Annotated in this window: 18 protein-coding genes and 1 pseudogene; 16 read left to right on the forward strand and 3 right to left on the reverse strand. The window is 49.4% G+C overall.

Annotated features, from left to right (window positions below; all coding sequences use genetic code 11):
* The first annotated feature begins 4 nt into the window (after nt 1–4).
* The 7 genes from OQ477_RS14520 to OQ477_RS14550 are packed head-to-tail and all read left to right on the forward strand — an operon-like array spanning nt 5 to nt 6,996.
* On the forward strand, nt 5–1,081 hold the full coding sequence (locus OQ477_RS14520) for a polysaccharide pyruvyl transferase family protein (RefSeq protein ID WP_265972917.1): 1,077 nt from the start codon (nt 5–7) through the stop codon (nt 1,079–1,081).
* Nucleotides 1,078–2,112, forward strand: a complete 1,035-nt coding sequence (locus OQ477_RS14525) for a glycosyltransferase (RefSeq protein ID WP_265972919.1) — start codon at nt 1,078–1,080, stop codon at nt 2,110–2,112. The genes OQ477_RS14520 and OQ477_RS14525 overlap by 4 nt, the downstream gene beginning before the upstream one ends.
* Nucleotides 2,109–3,626: an MATE family efflux transporter gene (locus OQ477_RS14530; protein WP_265972921.1), complete on the forward strand. Its 1,518-nt coding sequence runs from the start codon at nt 2,109–2,111 to the stop codon at nt 3,624–3,626. The genes OQ477_RS14525 and OQ477_RS14530 overlap by 4 nt, the downstream gene beginning before the upstream one ends.
* Nucleotides 3,623–4,231 (forward strand): sugar transferase, encoded by a 609-nt coding sequence (locus tag OQ477_RS14535; protein ID WP_032876336.1) that lies wholly within the window; start codon nt 3,623–3,625, stop codon nt 4,229–4,231. Before OQ477_RS14530 ends, OQ477_RS14535 begins: the two co-directional genes overlap by 4 nt.
* On the forward strand, nt 4,228–4,875 hold the full coding sequence (locus OQ477_RS14540; protein ID WP_233662446.1) for an acetyltransferase: 648 nt from the start codon (nt 4,228–4,230) through the stop codon (nt 4,873–4,875). The genes OQ477_RS14535 and OQ477_RS14540 overlap by 4 nt, the downstream gene beginning before the upstream one ends.
* Before the next feature lie 4 nt (nt 4,876–4,879).
* On the forward strand, nt 4,880–6,052 hold the full coding sequence (locus OQ477_RS14545; protein WP_265972923.1) for an aminotransferase class I/II-fold pyridoxal phosphate-dependent enzyme: 1,173 nt from the start codon (nt 4,880–4,882) through the stop codon (nt 6,050–6,052).
* Nucleotides 6,031–6,996, forward strand: coding sequence for a polysaccharide pyruvyl transferase family protein (locus OQ477_RS14550; protein ID WP_265972924.1), 966 nt, complete (start codon nt 6,031–6,033; stop codon nt 6,994–6,996). Before OQ477_RS14545 ends, OQ477_RS14550 begins: the two co-directional genes overlap by 22 nt.
* 13 nt (nt 6,997–7,009) lie before the next feature.
* Here the strand turns inward: OQ477_RS14550 and yvfG are convergent, their stop codons facing one another.
* Nucleotides 7,010–7,228, reverse strand: coding sequence for a protein YvfG (gene yvfG, locus OQ477_RS14555; RefSeq protein WP_003151570.1), 219 nt, complete (start codon nt 7,226–7,228; stop codon nt 7,010–7,012).
* Between the two features lie 81 nt (nt 7,229–7,309).
* Between yvfG and rpoN the strand changes: the two genes are divergently transcribed.
* Nucleotides 7,310–8,620, forward strand: a complete 1,311-nt coding sequence (rpoN, locus tag OQ477_RS14560; protein ID WP_265972925.1) for an RNA polymerase factor sigma-54 — start codon at nt 7,310–7,312, stop codon at nt 8,618–8,620.
* A 37-nt stretch (nt 8,621–8,657) separates the two neighbouring features.
* Here rpoN and lutP read toward each other — a convergent pair whose 3' ends face one another.
* On the reverse strand, nt 8,658–10,334 hold the full coding sequence (gene lutP, locus OQ477_RS14565; protein ID WP_007613900.1) for an L-lactate permease LutP: 1,677 nt from the start codon (nt 10,332–10,334) through the stop codon (nt 8,658–8,660).
* Nucleotides 10,335–10,539: 205 nt separating this feature from the next.
* Here lutP and OQ477_RS14570 point away from each other — a divergent pair, with 205 nt between their 5' ends.
* The 5 genes from OQ477_RS14570 (at nt 10,540) to OQ477_RS14590 (ending at nt 15,559) form a co-directional block, all read left to right on the forward strand.
* On the forward strand, nt 10,540–11,259 hold the full coding sequence (locus tag OQ477_RS14570) for a FadR/GntR family transcriptional regulator (protein WP_323054514.1): 720 nt from the start codon (nt 10,540–10,542) through the stop codon (nt 11,257–11,259).
* A gap of 30 nt (nt 11,260–11,289) precedes the next feature.
* Nucleotides 11,290–12,480, forward strand: coding sequence for a PLP-dependent aminotransferase family protein (locus tag OQ477_RS14575; RefSeq protein ID WP_265972927.1), 1,191 nt, complete (start codon nt 11,290–11,292; stop codon nt 12,478–12,480).
* Nucleotides 12,481–12,662: 182 nt separating this feature from the next.
* Entirely contained in the window at nt 12,663–13,379 is a 717-nt protein-coding gene (locus OQ477_RS14580) for a (Fe-S)-binding protein (protein ID WP_014418920.1), read from the forward strand.
* A 27-nt stretch (nt 13,380–13,406) separates the two neighbouring features.
* The gene (locus tag OQ477_RS14585; RefSeq protein WP_007407375.1) at nt 13,407–14,837 is read left to right on the forward strand and encodes a LutB/LldF family L-lactate oxidation iron-sulfur protein; all 1,431 of its coding nucleotides are present in this window, start codon (nt 13,407–13,409) and stop codon (nt 14,835–14,837) included.
* On the forward strand, nt 14,837–15,559 hold the full coding sequence (locus OQ477_RS14590) for a LutC/YkgG family protein (protein ID WP_025649302.1): 723 nt from the start codon (nt 14,837–14,839) through the stop codon (nt 15,557–15,559). The genes OQ477_RS14585 and OQ477_RS14590 overlap by 1 nt, the downstream gene beginning before the upstream one ends.
* Before the next feature lie 200 nt (nt 15,560–15,759).
* Here the strand turns inward: OQ477_RS14590 and OQ477_RS14595 are convergent.
* Nucleotides 15,760–16,266 (reverse strand): annotated as a pseudogene (locus OQ477_RS14595) (T7SS effector LXG polymorphic toxin); the annotation flags it as partial.
* 391 nt (nt 16,267–16,657) lie between these two features.
* Here OQ477_RS14595 and OQ477_RS14600 point away from each other — a divergent pair.
* From OQ477_RS14600 to OQ477_RS14610, 3 genes are all read left to right on the forward strand, one after another.
* Complete coding sequence (locus OQ477_RS14600) at nt 16,658–17,428, forward strand: putative immunity/bacteriocin fusion bifunctional protein (RefSeq protein WP_265972932.1); 771 nt, start codon at nt 16,658–16,660, stop codon at nt 17,426–17,428.
* Between the two features lie 119 nt (nt 17,429–17,547).
* Nucleotides 17,548–17,832: a hypothetical protein gene (locus tag OQ477_RS14605; RefSeq protein ID WP_045208953.1), complete on the forward strand. Its 285-nt coding sequence runs from the start codon at nt 17,548–17,550 to the stop codon at nt 17,830–17,832.
* Between the two features lie 78 nt (nt 17,833–17,910).
* Nucleotides 17,911–18,225, forward strand: coding sequence for a transposase (locus OQ477_RS14610; protein WP_265972933.1), 315 nt, complete (start codon nt 17,911–17,913; stop codon nt 18,223–18,225).
* The last annotated feature ends 42 nt before the right edge of the window (nt 18,226–18,267 follow it).

Here is an 18,267-nt window from a genome sequence, read left to right on the forward strand (position 1 = left end):
AGACATGTCGATACAATCTTTAAAAATCAATCTCGCGGAATGGCTGTTGCTTAAGGTCAAATACCCGTCCCAATTTCATTTCGGAACGGCAGCGGATGGGGCGGGGCTTACAGCGGCAAGAAAAAAGATCATTCTGACGCTGCTCCCGTCCCACGATAATCTCGGTGATCACGCCATCGCCTACGCAAGCAAAACGTTTCTTGAACGGGAGTATCCCGACTTTGACATCATTGAAGTGGATATGAAGGATATATACAGATCGGCAAAGGCGCTGATCAAAAAGCGCCACCCCGATGATATGGTATTCATCATCGGCGGCGGGAACATGGGGGATTTGTACCGGTATGAGGAATGGACGCGCCGCTTTATTATCAAAACATTCCGGGAATATCGGATCGTTCAGCTTCCGGCGACGGCTCACTTTTCTGAATCAAAAAAGGGACGGAAGGAGCTGAAGCGCGCCCGAAAAGTGTACAATGCGCATCCCGACCTTTTGTTAATGGCGAGAGATGAGACGACGTATCAATGGATGAAGCGTCATTTTCCCGGAAAAACAGTGCTCAAACAGCCTGACATGGTCTTATATTTGGATAAAAGCGAGCGGCACATCCCGCGGGAAGGGATCTACCTCTGTTTACGGGAGGATAAGGAGAGTGCGCTGACGGCTGAGGACAGAGCGATGGTAAAAGAAGCTTTGGCGGAAGAGTACGGCGAGCTGCACTCCTTTACCACGACGGTCGGCCGGAGGGTCAGCCGCCATACACGTGAAAAGGAGCTGGAGGCGCTTTGGAATACGCTGAAAGGCGCGGAAGCCGTCGTCACTGACAGGCTTCACGGGATGATTTTTTGTGCGCTGACGAAAACGCCTTGTGTCGTCATTCGTTCGTTTGATCATAAGGTGATGGAAGGCTATCAATGGCTGAAAAACATACCGAACATGACATTGCTTGAACGTCCAGACCCTGAAGCCGTAACGTCCGCCGTAAACCGGCTGCTCAGCGGCAAGCATGAGGAAGGCGGTTCATTGCGAAGTGTTTATTTTGCCAGGCTGCGCTCGAAAATCAGCGGTGATGCCCAATGACCGCGCCGCTTGTGAGCGTGATCGTGCCGATGTATAAGACAGAGCCTTTTATTAAAGAATGCGCGGTTTCTTTAACAAAACAGACGCTGAGAGACATCGAAATCATTTTCGTCAATGACGGTTCACCGGATCAGTCAGGCCGGATTGCCGAACAATTCGCCGCAGAAGATGCGAGAATCCGGGTGATTCATAAAGAAAACGGCGGCCTCAGCTCGGCCCGCAATGCCGGAATAAAAGCCGCCCGCGGCCGTTATATCGGTTTTGCGGACGGCGATGACTATGTGACGGAAACGATGTTCGAGCGGCTTTATGAAGAAGCAGAGAAGAACCGGCTGGATATCGCCGGATGCGGCTATTATAAGGAAACGCCGTCTAAGAAAAGAACATATATGCCGCCGTCCATTCCGCCGGGCCGCGTCTTCACAGCGGATGAAATGACTGCATTGCTGACACGTGCGCACGAACATCGGTTTATTTGGTATGTGTGGCGCTATATATACCGGCGAGAAGCATTGCAAGGACTGTTGTTCCATGAAGATATCCGGTTTGCCGAGGACTCTCCGTTTAACTTGGCAGCGTTCCGCCAAGCCGCGCGTGTCAAAGTGATAGACGAAGGGCTGTATATCTACCGGGAAAATCCGCAAAGTCTTACAGAAACACCGTTTAAGCCCCACTTAGATCAAGAACTGCAAAAGCAATATGCAGCGAAAATGGCTTTTTATGAGGAAAACGGGCTGACGGACGCCTGCCGGAGCGATATCGATACATATTTGTGCAAGCATCAGATTCCGATGCTGATCGCCAACGCATGCGCCGCCCCGCAGCTGTCACATCAGATTACGGCGCACATCGGCAGAATCTTAACGTATGACATGGTAAAAATGGCGGTGCGCAGGACGCCGTGCCGCCATAAACAGCTGCTGGCGGGGGAGCGCGTGGTGCTCGGCCTGTGCAAAATGCGCCTTCCTCTTCTTCTGCATGCGTTTTTCGAACGGAAATCGAAAGAGAAAGGCAGTGCGGAAGGAGCATGAAATTTGCCATTAATTTCGGCGCCAATGTGACGGCGTTTTTACTATCAGTGTTTTTATCAGTGTGGATGACGCCCTTTATTGTGAAAACATTAGGTGTGGAGGCTTTTGGGTTTGTCCATCTGACACAGAATATCATTAACTATTTCTCTATAATTACTGTTGCGCTGAGCTCTGTCGTTGTGAGGTTTTTCTCCGTCGCCGCCCATAGGGGGAACAAGGACGAGGCCAATGCGTATGTAAGCAATTATTTAGCCGCGTCTGTCGTGATATCTCTATTGCTCGCTGTGCCGCTCGCCGGGACGGCTTTTTTTATTGACAAGATTATGAATGTACCGGCCGGGCTCTTAACGGATGTGAGGCTCTCTATCGTGATCGGCAGCGTGCTGTTTATGCTGACGTTTTTTATGGCGGGGTTCGCGACGGGGCCGTTTTTCGCCAACAAGCTTTATATCACAAGCTCCATTCAGGCCGTGCAAATGCTGGTCAGGGTGCTGTGTGTGCTCGCTCTGTTTACGTGCCTGCCTCCGAAAATCTGGCAGATCCAGCTTTCGGCATTAGCGGGAGCTGTCTGTGCGGCCGTGCTGACTTTTTTCTTCTTTAAGAAATTGATTCCTTGGTTTTCTTTCAGCCGTAAAACCTTGTCATTACAGACGAGCAAAGTGCTGTTTTCGGCCGGTGCCTGGAGTTCTGTCAACCAGATCGGAGTGCTGCTGTTTCTGCAGATTGACCTCATGACGGCCAACCTCGTGCTGGGGCCGTCTGAAGCGGGTGTCTATGCGGCGATTATTCAATTCCCGCTCCTGCTCAGAAGTCTTGCCGGGACGCTTGCTTCACTGTTTGCGCCGGTTTTGACTTCCTACTATTCAAAAGGCGATATGGAAGGCCTCCTGTCTTACGCCAATAAGGCTGTGCGGATGAACGGGCTTCTCCTCGCGCTTCCCGCCGCATTATTAGGAGGGCTTGCCGAACCGTTTCTGGCGATTTGGCTGGGCCCGTCGTTTCTGCAGACGGCGCCGCTTTTATACATTCACGCCGCGTATTTGGCGGTCAGTCTCTCTGTCATGCCGCTTTTTTACGTATGGACGGCTTTTAATAAACAAAAAACGCCTGCTATCGTTACTTTATGTTTAGGCGGACTGAATGTCATATTGGCCGTGGTTCTCAGCGGACCGGCACATCTCGGGCTGTACGGCATCACCATCGCCGGTGCAGTCTCTCTCATTTTGAAAAATGCCGTCTTCACGCCGCTGTATGTTTCGCATATTACTGGTTTTCAGAAAACCGCGTTTTACAAAGGCATGTTCGGCCCGTTGGCGGCGGCCGTATTTGCCTGGGCTGTCTGCCGGGGTATCCGGCTGTTTTCACCGCTTGACAGCTGGGCCGGCCTGATCGCCGCGGGGCTTGCCGTATGCATAAGCTATGCCGCATTCGCTTTTTTCTTCATTTGTACGAAAGAAGAAAGGCGGCTTGCTTTACAGAAATGCCGAAAAGTGAAAGGAGCTGTTCAGATTTGAAGGCGAAACGTGTATTTGATATAGCGGCCGCGACGTTGTTATTGTGCGGCGCGAGCGTCATCCTTCTCTTCGCCATGGCCGCCGTCAGATGCGCCATCGGGTCTCCGGTATTGTTCAAACAGACGAGACCTGGGCATAACGGGCGTCCGTTTACGTTGTATAAACTCAGAACGATGACGGATGCGCGTGATGAAAACGGTGTGCTGCTTCCGGATCATCTCCGCCTGACCAAAACGGGAAGGCTGATCAGAAAACTGAGCATCGATGAGCTTCCCCAGCTTTTTAATGTGCTCAAAGGCGATATCAGTCTGGTCGGCCCCCGCCCTCTGCTGATGGATTATCTTCCGCTTTACACGGCGGAGCAGGCGCGGCGGCACGAGGTGAAGCCGGGGATTACGGGCTGGGCGCAGATTAACGGGAGAAACGCGATTTCATGGGAGGAGAAATTCAAGCTCGACGTGTGGTACGTCGACAACCGCACATTTCTTCTCGACTTAAAGATTCTGCTTTTAACAGTGAAAAAAGTTCTCGTGTCAGAAGGCATACACCAAGCCGGCCATGTGACGGCAAAGCGCTTCACAGGCAGCGGAGATATGTCATCGTGAAAAAGGTCGTACTGATCGGAAACGGCGGACACGGAAAAGTCGTGAAGGAAATCGTGCAGGCCCGTTCCGATATGGAGCTTGCGGGCATATTGGATGACGGATTCAGCGGTTTTGCCGTTCGGAACGGTTTATATACGGGCCGGACGAAAGACGTGCACATGCTTCGGAAACTCGTCCCCGAAGCCGTGTTCACGATATGCATCGGCCGCAACGGCGTCAGAAAGCAGTTCGCTGAAACGCTTGGGCTTGAAGATGACGATTATGCCGCACTCATTCACCCCGGGGCGATCGTCAGTGAAACGGCTTCCGTCGGACACGGAACGGTTGTGATGGCGGGCGCCGTCATTCAGGCGGGCGCTGACATCGGCGCCCATTGCATCATCAATACGGGGGCGGTTGCCGATCATGACAATGCAATCGGAGATTACGTCCATCTTTCACCGCGCGCGGCGCTTGCCGGCGGAGTGAAAGTCGGGGAAGGAACGCACATCGGAATCGGCGCGTCCGTCATACCGCAGATTGACATCGGCCCTTGGTCCGTTATCGGCGCGGGGGCTGCGGTCATCAGCCGAATTCCCGGCCATGTGACGGCGGTCGGCGTTCCGGCCCGCGTCATCTCCCCTATCCATAATGAAAAAGGATGATTTCATGCAAACAAACAAACGGATTTATTTGTCTCCGCCTCATATGAGCGGAAAAGAACAGGAATACATCGCAGAAGCCTTCCGATCCAATTGGATTGCCCCGCTCGGTCCGCTCGTCAATTCGTTTGAAGCGCGGCTCGCGGAATATGCGGGAGTGAAAAGCGCGGCGGCCGTAAGCTCGGGAACGGCCGCCATCCATCTTGCCCTGCGGCTTGCGGGTGTGAAAAAAGGAGACGCTGTATTTTGTCCTTCCTTTACGTTTGTCGCCACGGCGAATCCGATTGTGTATGAGCAGGCTGAGCCCGTTTTTATTGATTCGGAATGGGAGACGTGGAATATGTCGCCCGATGCGCTTGAGCGGGCGCTGCGGGATGCAAAGCGGCGCGGCAGACTCCCGAAAGCGGTGATCGTCGTCAATCTTTACGGCCAAAGCGCGAAAATGGATGAATTAACGAGCCTTTGTGACGCATACGGCGTCTGCCTGATTGAAGACGCTGCCGAGTCCTTAGGATCAACATATAAAGGCAGGCAGAGCGGCACGTTCGGCCGTTTCGGCATTTATTCCTTTAACGGCAACAAAATCATTACAACATCGGGAGGCGGCATGCTCGTGTCTGACGATGAAGCCGCGATTGAAAAGGCGAAGTTTCTTGCGTCACAGGCGAGAGATGCCGCCGTTCATTACCAGCACAGCGAGCTCGGGTATAACTACAGGCTCAGCAACATTCTCGCGGGCGTGGGTATATCGCAGCTGGAAGTGCTCGAAGATCGTGTCCGGGCGAGGAGAGAAATCTTTCACAGGTATCGGGAAGCGCTGGAAACATATCCGGGCATCCGCATGATGCCGGAGCTTGAAGGAACGGTGTCAAACCGCTGGCTGACGGCTCTGACGCTTGATAACGGCGTGACGCCGGAAGAAGCCGTCGCCTGTCTTGCGGAACAGAATATTGAGGCCCGGCCGCTGTGGAAACCGCTGCATACGCAGCCGCTTTTCTCATCTTCCGTCTTTTATCCTCACAGCGAACATGAGCGTGTCTCTGAGAACCTTTTCAGCCGGGGCATCTGTCTGCCGTCCGGGTCTGACCTGTCTTCTGAGGAGCAGCAGCGTGTCATTGACGCACTTGCGCAACTGTTTGAAACGAAAGGGGAGAAAACATGGACAGCCGCCATGTTATGAGCCGATTAAAAGAAACGCTGACGGGTCTGCTCAGCGTTATACCGCCGCAATCCGACATCATATATGCCGACTACCCCCTCTACGGAAATGTGGGGGATTTATTGATTATGAAAGGGACGGAGGCGTTTTTTAAAGCGCACGGCATCCGCGTGAAACAGCGCTGGAATCCCGACAATTTTCCATTCGGGCGCCGGGCGGACAAAAAGACAATCATCGTCTGTCAGGGTGGCGGAAATTTCGGGGATCTCTATCCGTACTATCAGACGTTCAGGGAAAAAATCGTCAAATCCTTTCCGGAAAACAGGATCGTCATCCTGCCGCAATCCATTTATTATCAGGATGAGACACGGCTGCAAAAGACAGCGGCGCTTTTTGCGGAGCACAAGGATCTTCATCTGTTTACGAGGGATCATGTGTCATACGAGACCGCGAAACACTTCTTTTCGGCGAATCATATCGGGCTTATGCCTGATATGGCCCATCAGCTGTATCCGATGGCGGCGTCAGCGGCTCCGTCACGCGGCAGGCTTCATTTTATCCGCACGGATGGGGAAATCAATCCGAAGCTGCAAACCAATTCTTCCGTTAAAAGCTGCGACTGGCAGGATGTGCTGTCAGCAAGCGACCGCAGGGGAATCGCTTTTTTCCAAACACTGAATGTTTTGAATAAAAAAGCGGGAAACCCGCTGCCGATTGCGCGGTTTTGGAAACGCTATACCGATTTCTTAACAAAGAAAGCGGTCCTGTTTTTCAGCAGATACGAATCGGTGGAAACGTCAAGGCTTCACGGCCACATTCTGTCCTCACTTCTCGGGAAACCGAATACCGTCATTGATAATTCATACGGGAAAAACGCCAACTATTATTACACCTGGATGCACGAAGCGCCGGATGTCCATCTGATCGGGGAAACCGCCGGCACGAAGGAAAACCTTCCGCTTTGAATGAGCGGAAGGTTTATTTTGTTTCACCGCGTTTTACTTTGTTGTACGCCTCATCCAAATGCTGAATTCTTTTGAGCACAACCGAGTTTTTCGTCAGCTGATCCTGAACAAGGGTTGAAACGACGGAACGGTAATAGCTGTTCATCGCATGAATTCGGTCTTCATTCGGATTCATTTCAATGTGCTGTGTAAAGTTTTCAATAAAATAAGGAACAGAAAAAAGTTCTGACATCTATAAAGCAACTCCTTTTAATAAGTATATATATACGGTATGAAACCAATCATGTACAATGAAAAAAGGGGAGTGAGCATGATGGATATCAAACTTCAGCAAACACAAATGTTAAAGCCTCAATTAACACAAGAGCTTAAACAGGCTATCACATTACTCGGATACAATTCCGCGGAACTGGCCGGATATATTGATGAGCTCTCACTGGAAAACCCTCTGATTGAACGAAAGGAAACAGACACGCCGCCACTATCTTACCATAAAACAAATAAAAACAGGATGAAAGAACGGGACGGAAGCCAGCAGATCAGACTTACCCGCAAAACGCTGCAGGATTCGCTCAAACAGCAAGCCTTAGACATGAAGCTGTCCGATGATGAAAAAAAAATTTTCAATTATCTGATACATTCATTGGATTCAAACGGATATTTAAAAGAGGACATACCAGCCGCCGCCGACCATGTATCCGCTTCACAAGAGGAGACGGAAGCGGTTCTTAAAAAGCTTCAATCCCTTGAGCCCGCGGGAATCGGCGCCCGGTCTTTGCAGGAATGCATCCTTCTTCAGCTCCGCCGTCTGCCCGAGCGGAACGAACAGGCGGAATGGATTGCCGAAGCCTATTTTGAGCTATTTGCAAGAAAGAACTGGAAAGCGCTTACACTAAAAACGGGCATTCCGCTTAAAGACATTCAGGACATCGCTGACATGATCAGCGCGCTTGATCCGAGGCCGGGGCTCCGTTATGCGCATGAGGAGCCGGGTTTTTACGTGGAACCGGATATTTTCATCACAGTGAAAAACGGCATCATTCAAGCGCGGCTCAACAGCCGTTCGTTTCCTGACATCCAGCTTCATACCCATTATCAGCCGCTCTTGTCAGCTGCCGGGTGCCGTGACACGAAAAATTATCTGTCGGCAAAATATCAGGAATGGCGCTGGCTGAACCGAGCTTTGTCGCAAAGAAAACAAACGATCACGAGAATTATCGGCGTCCTGACTGAACGGCAGGAATCCTTTTTTCTTACAGGAAAAAGCGGAATGCAGCCGCTGACCTTAAGAGAGGTGGCGGAAACGCTGGAGCTCCACGAATCAACGATCAGCCGGGCAATCAAAGGAAAGTACGTTCAGACGCCGTACGGACTGTATGAAATGAAAACATTTTTCTCGGCGAAAGCTGAATCGTCGGGGGACGGCGGCGCTTCCAATTATGCCGTGAAAGCGCATCTGGAGGCATTGGTCGGTAAAGAAGATAAAAAGAAACCTTTTTCAGACCAAAAGCTTGCCGATCTGCTGCATGAACAATATGACATCCGAATCTCAAGGCGCACCGTCGCCAAGTACCGTGACCAATTAAATATTCCGCCGTCATCGGCGAGAAAACGGTACAGCTGAAACCTCCCCGAGCCAAACCCCGGGGAGGTTCTCCGTGTTACGGGATCATCCATGAAAACAGATGATGCTGTAAAAATGTAATGAGACAGACGAGAAGAAGCAAAAACAGACTGTGCTTAATCGTAAAGCGGAAAAGGTCGGCTTCCTTGCCCGCCAGACCGACAGCGGCACAGGCAACCGCAATGGACTGCGGAGAAATCATTTTTCCGGTGACGCCGCCTGATGAATTGGCGGCGACGGAGAGAACCGGGTCCATTCCGACAGAGAGCGCCGTCACTTTTTGCAATCCGCCGAACAATAGGTTGGCCGACGTATCAGAGCCGGTAATAAATACGCCGAGCCAGCCGAGCACCGGCGAAAAAAAGGTAAACATCGCGCCCGTCATGGCAAGCGCAAGACCGAGAGTCGTGCTCATGCCGGAAGCATTCGTCACATAAGCAAAGCCGACAACAGAAACAATGGTCACGACCGGAAGGGTTAATTCTTTCACCGTTTCTATAAACGCTTCGCCCCAAGTCTTCCACGACATGCCGAGGGCGAACTTGGAGATGACGGCGGCAATCAGAATCGCCGTCCCCGCTGAACCGAAAAGCTCAAGTTTGTACACGGCTTCAATCGGCGTGCCGTCCGCCTGAAGAATCTGCTGATTTACAAATGGGACGGGAGGCGTGAAGGTCAATGCACGCCCGGCTGCATTCAGCCAGGAAAGCCACATTGACGTTCCTTCGTAATGACCGGTTAATGCAGCCTTCACGCCCGGAATCCCCCAGACGGATATCATGGCCGTCAGAAGAAGGAAAGGAGACCACGCTTTAAACACCGCGGCGCCCCCGTACTTGATCGGCGCCCGGTCAGCGGCCGCTGCTGATTCCCGTTCTGCCGCGAAACGAAAGGCCGTTTTCGGTTTCCAAAATTTCAAAAATACAGCGAGCGCGGCCATGGAAACAAGCGCCGACAGCACATCCGGCAGCTCAGGCCCTAAAAAATTCGAGCTTGCGTACTGCACGGCCGCAAAGGAGACGCCGGAAACAAGAATGGCCGGCCATATCTCAAAAGCCTTTTTAAACCCGCTCATCAAAATGATTAAGTAAAGCGGAATAAAGACGGATAAAAACGGAAGCTGCCGGCCGACCATTTGAGAAATTTCCATTGCCGGTATCCCGGTCGGACCTTCGACGGCGGTAATCGGAATGCCGATCGCGCCGAAGGCAACGGGCGCCGTATTGGCAATCAGGCAAATCCCCGCCGCATACAGCGGCTGAAAACCAAGTCCGACGAGCAAAGCGGCCGAGATCGCGACGGGAGCGCCGAAACCGGCGGCGCCTTCTAAAAACGCCCCGAATGAAAAGGCGATGAGCAGCGCCTGCAAACGCCGATCATCTGTAATTGACAGCACCGAACTCCGGATAATCTCAAACTGTCCCGTTTTCACGGTGATTTTATACAGAAAGACCGATGTGACGATAATCCAGCCGATCGGAAGCAGCCCGTACACCGCTCCCTGAGAAGCGGACATCACCGCTTTTTCCGCCGGCATGCCGTAAACAAATACAGCGATTAAAAGTGAAACGGCTAACGTTAAAAGCCCCGCGATGTACCCCTTCATCCGTTTCACCGCAAGCGCCCAAAAAAAGAAGATAATCGGCACGAGCGCGCAAGCTGCCGATAAAAGCAAATTTCCCCCTAAAGGAGCGTACCCCTGTGTCCATTGCATCCCTAAAAAACCCCTCCTTATGTCATGTAAGCGATTACTTTTTATGATAAGGTCATCTGATGACCGGGTTAATTAGCATTATATTTTGAAAGTTTTGAAAGTACAATACTTTTCTTGAACAAATTGTCTGAACCTGTCGGCAATACAAAAAAAGAAGTATAATAGACGATAAACATCAAGATTCACAAGTGACGGGGTGATCGCGTTGAAATATAAACAAATTAAAACGAAAAAAATCTACGAGGAAGTCGCTGACGCATTGCTGGAGAAGATAAAAGCGGGCGAGCTTAAGCCGGGTGAAAAGCTTGATTCCGTTCAGGCGCTTTCTGAGAGTTTTCAGGTCAGCCGCTCGGCGGTCAGAGAAGCGCTGTCGGCTTTGAAAGCGATGGGGCTCGTCGACATGAAGCAGGGAGAAGGCACATACATAAGAGAATTTGAGCCGGCTCATGTTTCCCAGCCGCTTTCTTCCGCCCTCTTGATGAAAAAAGAGGATGTCAAACAGCTGCTCGAAGTCAGAAAGCTGCTTGAACTCGGCGTCGCCGCCATGGCCGCTGAAAAACGCACCGAAGACGATTTACAAAAAATCCGCCAGGCTCTCATGGAGATGAAAGACATTGACGGAGACGAAGAATTGGGCGAAAAAGCGGATTTCTCCTTTCATATGGCGCTGGCGGAAGCATCACAAAACGGCCTGCTCAAGCATCTCATGAATCATGTCTCCGCGCTTCTTTTGGAAACGATGAGAGAAACGAGAAAAATTTGGCTGTTTTCTAAACGAACGAGCGTGCAGCGATTGTATGAAGAGCATGAACGCATTTACAGCGCCGTCGCCGCCGGAGACGCGGATGAAGCGGAAGCCGCGATGACCGCGCACCTGACGAATGTGGAAGAAGTGCTGGGGGCTTATTTTGAAGAAAATGTATAGAAGCTGACTTGTGAAAGGGGATAACATCACATGCAGGGCGAATCTTTTTTTTCTGACCATGTAAAGAAAGCTCTGACAAACGATCCTCCCGGGGAATGGATGCCGGCAGTTCCGAAAGCGTGCATCCCCCTGCATTCCGGCTATCCCGATCCCGCCCTCGTTCCTGATAAGGAGCTGAAAGAAGCCGCCGCCCGCCTTCTGGATGAGGAGCGCGATCTGCCGCTGCATTATATGGGAAGCCCGAGGACGGCCGTTTTAAAAAAGCAGATTCAAGAACGGTTAGCCATCCGCGGCATTCACTGTCGGGACGATGAGCTGCTCATGACTTCAGGCGCCTGTCAGGCGATAGATCTGGCAGCCCGGGTTTTCCTCGATGAACAAACCGCCGCTGCCGTTGAAGCTCCGGTCTATATGGAAGCGCTCGAGATTTTTAAAAATTACACACCGCATATCATGAGCATTCCGACAGATCAAGAGGGCCTGCAAACAGAAACATTAGCGTTCATGCTTGAGGAAAGAAAACGAAAAGGGCTTCTGATTCCCCGTCTTCTCTACACGATACCCGCTTTTCAGAATCCTGCGGGAACCGTAATGTCAGCGAAGCGGAGAACCCTCCTGCTTCAGCTTGCCGAAGCGTATGATTTTCTCATCTTGGAGGATGATGCATACGGCGAGCTCGGATTCACCGATATTCCGCCGCCCTTGAAAGCCATGGATCAAAACGGCCGGGTGCTGTACGCCGGTTCATTATCAAAAGTCATCGCCCCGGGTATGAGGATCGGCTGGATTGCAGGGGACGCCGCATTCATCACGGCATTGTCATGGTTAAAAAAAGACTTAGGCCACCCGTTTTCCCAAGCGGTGACCGCCGTCTATTTGGAACAAACGAATGTGGAAAAACGGCTCGCCGCTTTACGGGAAGCATATCGAAGCAAACGTGACGTTTTGCTCGCCGCATTAGCGCGATATCTTCCGGAATCCGCATCCTGGCACGTGCCTGTAGGCGGTTACTTTGTATGGGTGAAAGCGCCTGGGGCGGATACATCCGCACTGCTGGCGCAGGCTCTGTCTCACGGCGTTTCCTATGTCCCCGGAAAATATTTTTTTCTGCATCAGGAAGACGGTGCGGAATATCTTCGCCTGTCGTTCAGTTATGCCGGTAAAGCCGCGATAAAAGAGGGTGTGCAAAAACTGGGACGCCTGCTGGAAAACGGGGTGTAGAGCAGCATGAGGAGCTTTCGGGCTTCTCTTTTTTTGTCCCCTTCAGCACATCGGACGAAAGGATTTTTCAGAAAAACCTTCCAATCCATATTCAGAATAGTGTAGGATATTCATAGAGCTTTTCCTAAAAACAGGTCATCAGATGACCGGATCACATATTGAGGATGAAAGAGGGGTTCATCATGAAAGTCTCATTATTTGTCACGTGCCTTGTGGATATGTTCCAGACCAATGTCGGAAAGGCGACGGTTGAGGTGTTGGAACGGCTCGGGTGTGAGGTGGATTTTCCCGAGGGGCAGATTTGCTGCGGGCAGCCCGCATACAACAGCGGGTATGTGACGGATGCGAAAAAAGCGATGAAGCGGATGATTGCCGCGTTTGAAGAAGCGGAGTACGTCGTCAGTCCGTCAGGTTCCTGTACGACGATGTTCCGTGAATATCCGCATCTGTTTCAGGATGATCCGAAGTGGGCGGCAAAAGCGCAGCAGCTTGCGGACAAAACATATGAGTTAACAGATTTTATCGTCAACGTTCTCGGGGTGGAGGATGTCGGGGCGGTGCTGCAAAAAAAAGCGACAGTCCATACATCGTGCCACATGACGAGGCTGCTCGGCGTGTCGGAGGAGCCGATGAAGCTTTTGCGCCATGTCAAGGGGCTCGAGCTGACCGCGCTTCCCGGAAAGCACCAATGCTGCGGATTCGGAGGAACGTTTTCTGTGAAAATGGCGCAAATCTCTGAACAAATGGTGGATGAGAAGGTCGCCTGCGTGGAAGACACGGAGGCCGAGGTGCTCATCGGGGCGGATTGCGGATGTCTGATGAATATCGGAGGGCGTCTTGACCGTAAGGATAAAAACGTCAGAGTCATGCACATCGCCGAAGTGCTGAACAGCAGATAAGACGAGAAACAACAAGGGGGGAAAATCATGGCGATGAAAATCGGTACCGCCGCTTTTAAAGAGCGGGTATCAGAAGGAATAGATAATGAGTTTATGAGAGGAGCCGTCTCCGGAGCGCAGGAACGGCTCAGGACAAGAAGGCTTCAGGCGGCCGAAGAATTGGGAAACTGGGAGGATTGGCGTTCCCATGCGGAAGAAATCAGACAGCATGTGCTGGACAATCTTGATTTCTATTTGGAACAGCTCGCCGAAAACGTCGCCAACAGAGGCGGACACGTCTTTTTCGCCGAAACGGCGGAAGAAGCGTCCTCCTATATCCGCGATGTCATCCGGCAGAAAAACGCCAAAAAAATCGTAAAATCCAAATCCATGGTGACAGAAGAAATCAATATGAACGAAGTGCTTGAGGAAGAGGGCTGTGAAGTCACAGAAACGGATCTCGGCGAATACATTCTCCAGATTGACGACCACGATCCGCCGTCACATATCGTTGCTCCCGCTCTTCACAAAAACAAAGAGCAGATCCGTGACGTGTTTAAAGAGAGACTCGAATACAAACAGACGGAAAAACCGGAAGAGCTCGTCATGCACGCGCGCAGCGTTCTCCGGAAAAAATTTCTCGAAGCGGATGTCGGCATTACAGGCTGCAACTTTGCGATCGCGGATACCGGATCGGTCAGTCTCGTGACGAACGAAGGAAACGGCCGCCTTGTGTCCGCGCTGCCGAAGACGCAGATCACCGTGATGGGAATGGAGCGGATCGTTCCGTCATTTTCTGAGTTTGAAGTGCTTGTCAGCATGCTGACGAGAAGCGCGGTCGGCCAGCGGCTTACAAGTTACATTACGGCGCTGACGGGACCTCGTCAGCAAGGAGAAGCTGACGGGCCTGAGGAATTCCACCTTGTGGTTGTGGACAACGGGCGTTCCCGCATACTCGGCACGGAATTTCAATCGGTGCTGCAATGTATCCGCTGCGCCGCCTGCATCAACGTCTGTCCCGTGTACCGGCATGTCGGCGGACACTCGTACGGGTCCATCTATTCGGGTCCGATCGGCGCCGTCTTATCGCCTCTTCTGGGCGGATATGACGAATACAAGGAGCTCCCGTACGCATCTTCCTTATGCGCGGCCTGTACGGAAGCGTGTCCCGTTAAAATTCCGCTGCACGAGCTGCTGCTCAAGCATCGGCAGAACATCGTGGAAAAAGAGGGCAAAGCGCCGATCAGCGAAAAACTGGCGATGAAAGCCTTCGGGCTCGGCTCGTCATCCCCGTCCCTTTATAAAATGGGATCGAAATGGGCGCCTGCCGCCATGACGCCGTTTACGGAAGATGACAAAATATCAAAAGGGCCGGGGCCGTTAAAAGAATGGACGGCAATACGGGACTTCCCGGCGCCGCATAAATCGAGATTCAGAGATTGGTTTAAAGACCGGGAAAAACAAAAGGGGGAAGAATGATGATGAAAGGGACGGTTACACATCAGGAATCCTTTTTAAACCGGATCGCCGAAAGTCTGGGCAGAGAGCGCAGGAAATCAGGCGTGTCCCTGCCTGAATGGAAGTATCAGCCTCAATATCAAACGCATGCGGACTGTACGGAAGACGATCTTGTCACGATGCTGAAAGACCACTGCGTCAACATTCATACCGAACTGATCGAAACGGATGCAGCCGGGCTTTACGACGCTTTGCGCACGCAGGTGAACCGCTTTGAAGGAGGGCCTGTCATCATTCCGAAGGACAGCCGGTTTGAAACATACGGCTTGCAGACCCTTATGACAGAAGAGTGGCCCGATGAAGGGATTCCTGTTTGGGAATGGGACGCGGAACAAGGAGCGAAAAATATTGAAAAAGCGGAACAAGCGAATGTGGGCATCACATTCAGCGAGATCACGCTTGCGGAATCAGCCACCGTCGTTTTGTATGCGTCAGAGCATGCCGGCCGTTCTGTCAGCCTGCTTCCGACCACCTATATCGCAATCATCCCGAAATCTTCCATTGTGCCGAGAATGACACAGGCCAGCGATATACTGAAACAGCAGATCAGAGACGGCGTCACCGTTCCTTCCTGCATCAACTATATTACTGGACCGAGCAACTCGGCCGATATCGAAATGGATTTGGTTGTCGGCGTCCACGGACCCGTTAAAGCCGCTTATATCCTTGTGAATGACCGATAAAAAAACAAACCCCGGTTTTCTGATATGATCCCCTCATAGCAGACAGAAAAAAGAAAGCATACTGATCTGTCTGCAATGGGGGGGATTTTTTATGGGGAAAATACGTAAAACTTATGATATTCACTTTAAGAAAAAGTTGTTGATCTTCACCTAAATGATGGGATGGGTTATCAGACAATCGCCAGAGAAATGAACATTGAAGTAACAAGTGCTTCGTCCACGCTTCCTAATTTATCGACTGTTTTTTTACGTTTGTCCTCTGCATCTGCAAGTTCGTCTTTGAAGTCTTCTGTCGAGAACAAATCAAGCGGAAGAATATCATTGATATCAAGCAGGATACCTTTCATCGCTTTCTTCTGTTCATACATAATGGATTTTGACTTGGTGCAGGCGTTAGCCAGCTCGTGTTCGAAGGATTCTTCTATGTATGCGTCAGACAAGCTGGCGTCCTCTAAAGCGCCTGAAATGCTTGTTAAAAAAGCAATCCTTCATATCAATTAGATCAATCCAATTGTCAGCCACACCAGCGTGATCATGATAAAATGCTTTGATGTTGTCAGCGCCTTTTCCGGAAAGCTCACTGTCATCTAAGTCAGCTACGGCTTTGAAGGCTTTTTTAAGATTGACCATCAGGCTTCTTAATTCTTTGTATTCTTTTGCAGTTTATCTGCTTCTGAAAGCAGTGTTTTGGCTTCAAATACTTTCATATCCATATCCTTTCATATCCATATCCTTTCATTTAAATGGATCAACAAGATCTTACCATGGGGCAATGAAGAAACAGACGAAATGTGATACAAAAGTAAGAAATGATCAATTTGATCCGTGTTATTTTACCTTTTGCGATCTTTTGTTTTGAAACCGACGCCGATGTCTCAGCAATTTCACCTGATGTATGGCTTTTCTATGATTGTATTTATGAACGAAAAGAAAGTGCAATTAGACAGTTTTTTGACAGTGAAAATAAAGTCCGCTTATTTTTAAAGAGACATTTTTGAAAATTTAATAGAATTATCTGTTTTTTTGTTGATTTCATACTGGAAATAAGTTACACTTTTTATTGTTATACCTAAAATATGGAAAAAGAGGAGGTATTTGATGGGTAAGAAAGGCTTTTTTTCACTGTTAATGGCTTTCACACTTACATTAGTAACGATTTTCTCTTTTAATACTAGTGTTAAAGCTAATTCAAATGTTTTAGGGAAAGCAAAAACAAATTGTACGTCATGCCAATCAGGGGTTCCTGAGTCATCGGGACCATTAGAAGATCAACAAAAAGCAAAAGAAATTGTCTATGCCTCAAAGGAATTTAAACAAAACAAGTTGGTGAAAAAACCAAAAAACAGCTTCTTTGGACTTTCAAATGAACAAGATGAAGAGATTGTAAATGTAAAAGAAGGCATGGCTGTGGTAACAATTCCTGTTGATGATATGGAGTCTGGATTAACATCAGCACAATATTTTGTTGATCTGAAAACTGAACAAATATTCGATACTATTGAAACTTACATTACATTTGATGAATCAGAAAAACTTCTTAATTTACAAATAAAACAATCTGGTAAAGTTGTCGAAGATGTAAACTTAACAGAAGGCGGAAAAGTCAAACTGGATAATGGAACAGAAGTTTCTGCAGAAGATTACTTAAAGAATTCAAAAGACTCTGCGGAAGAAACAAAAGCATCAACTATGATGAGCTGCAGAGCGGCTGTATCTTGGTTATATGATATAGCAAATGGAGGCTCTTGTGCTCTTTCTTGCTTAAGAATTGCGGCCATCAACCTAGCAATCGGTATTGGTTGCGGAACAGTTTGTGTTATTATCAAGCACAACTCAAAAAGCAAAGCAATAAAATTAATTTGCGGATAATTAAGGAGAGGGGGGAAGAAATACCCCTCTTTTTTATCATTATAACGATGCATTGAAAATGATTAGGCGCATATTATAAGATTTAGGAAATATTGTTATAAGGTGGTTTTGAACAACTCATGAACAGTATTCAAAAAGAAACTGAAAAGAGCAATGCATCTAGGGACTGGTTGATTTATATCACAGTATCAGTAATCTTTTTAATAGCAGTATCGATATTTAGCTTTTTTGAGTCGGAAGTTGATTTTAACGTTATGGCTCTCCGATTATTTGATGCTTTGATCAGCTGTATCTTGGTTATAAACGGTCTTTATTTTATGCAGAAAAACAAAGGGATAGCGGTCGTTTCCTTCCTTTTAGGAATAATTAATCTAGGGATATTAGCTGTTCTTTTGTTTCGTTAAAGAAAGAAGAGCCCAGCTCATATTGATATGATCCCCTCATAGTAGACAGAAAAAAGAAAGCATACTGATCTGTCTGCAATGGAGGGGATTTTTTATGGGGAAACATGTAAAACTTATGATATTCACTTTAAGAAAAAAGTTGTTGATCTTCACCTAAATGATGGGATGAGTTATCAGACAATCGCCAGAGAAAGGAACATTGATAAAAACCTAGTAAGGAAATGGGTTAACTACTTTCAGACAGAGGGGATGAAAGGGTCAAAACAGCTGAAAGCAGTTCAAGAAGCAGTATGTAAATATATTCATTTTTACCAATCATCAACGATTCCAAAAGAAGTGAAACAACCTGAGCCCATATCAATACAGGACTCAGGCTGCTTCGTGTCTTTTTAACACTGTCTGCTTGACAGGGGTCACTTCATTCGGCCGGGGTTT

Source organism: Bacillus sp. ChL18 (assembly GCF_026241425.1).
In the GTDB taxonomy this organism is placed as follows: Bacteria; Bacillota; Bacilli; order Bacillales; family Bacillaceae; genus Bacillus; species Bacillus velezensis.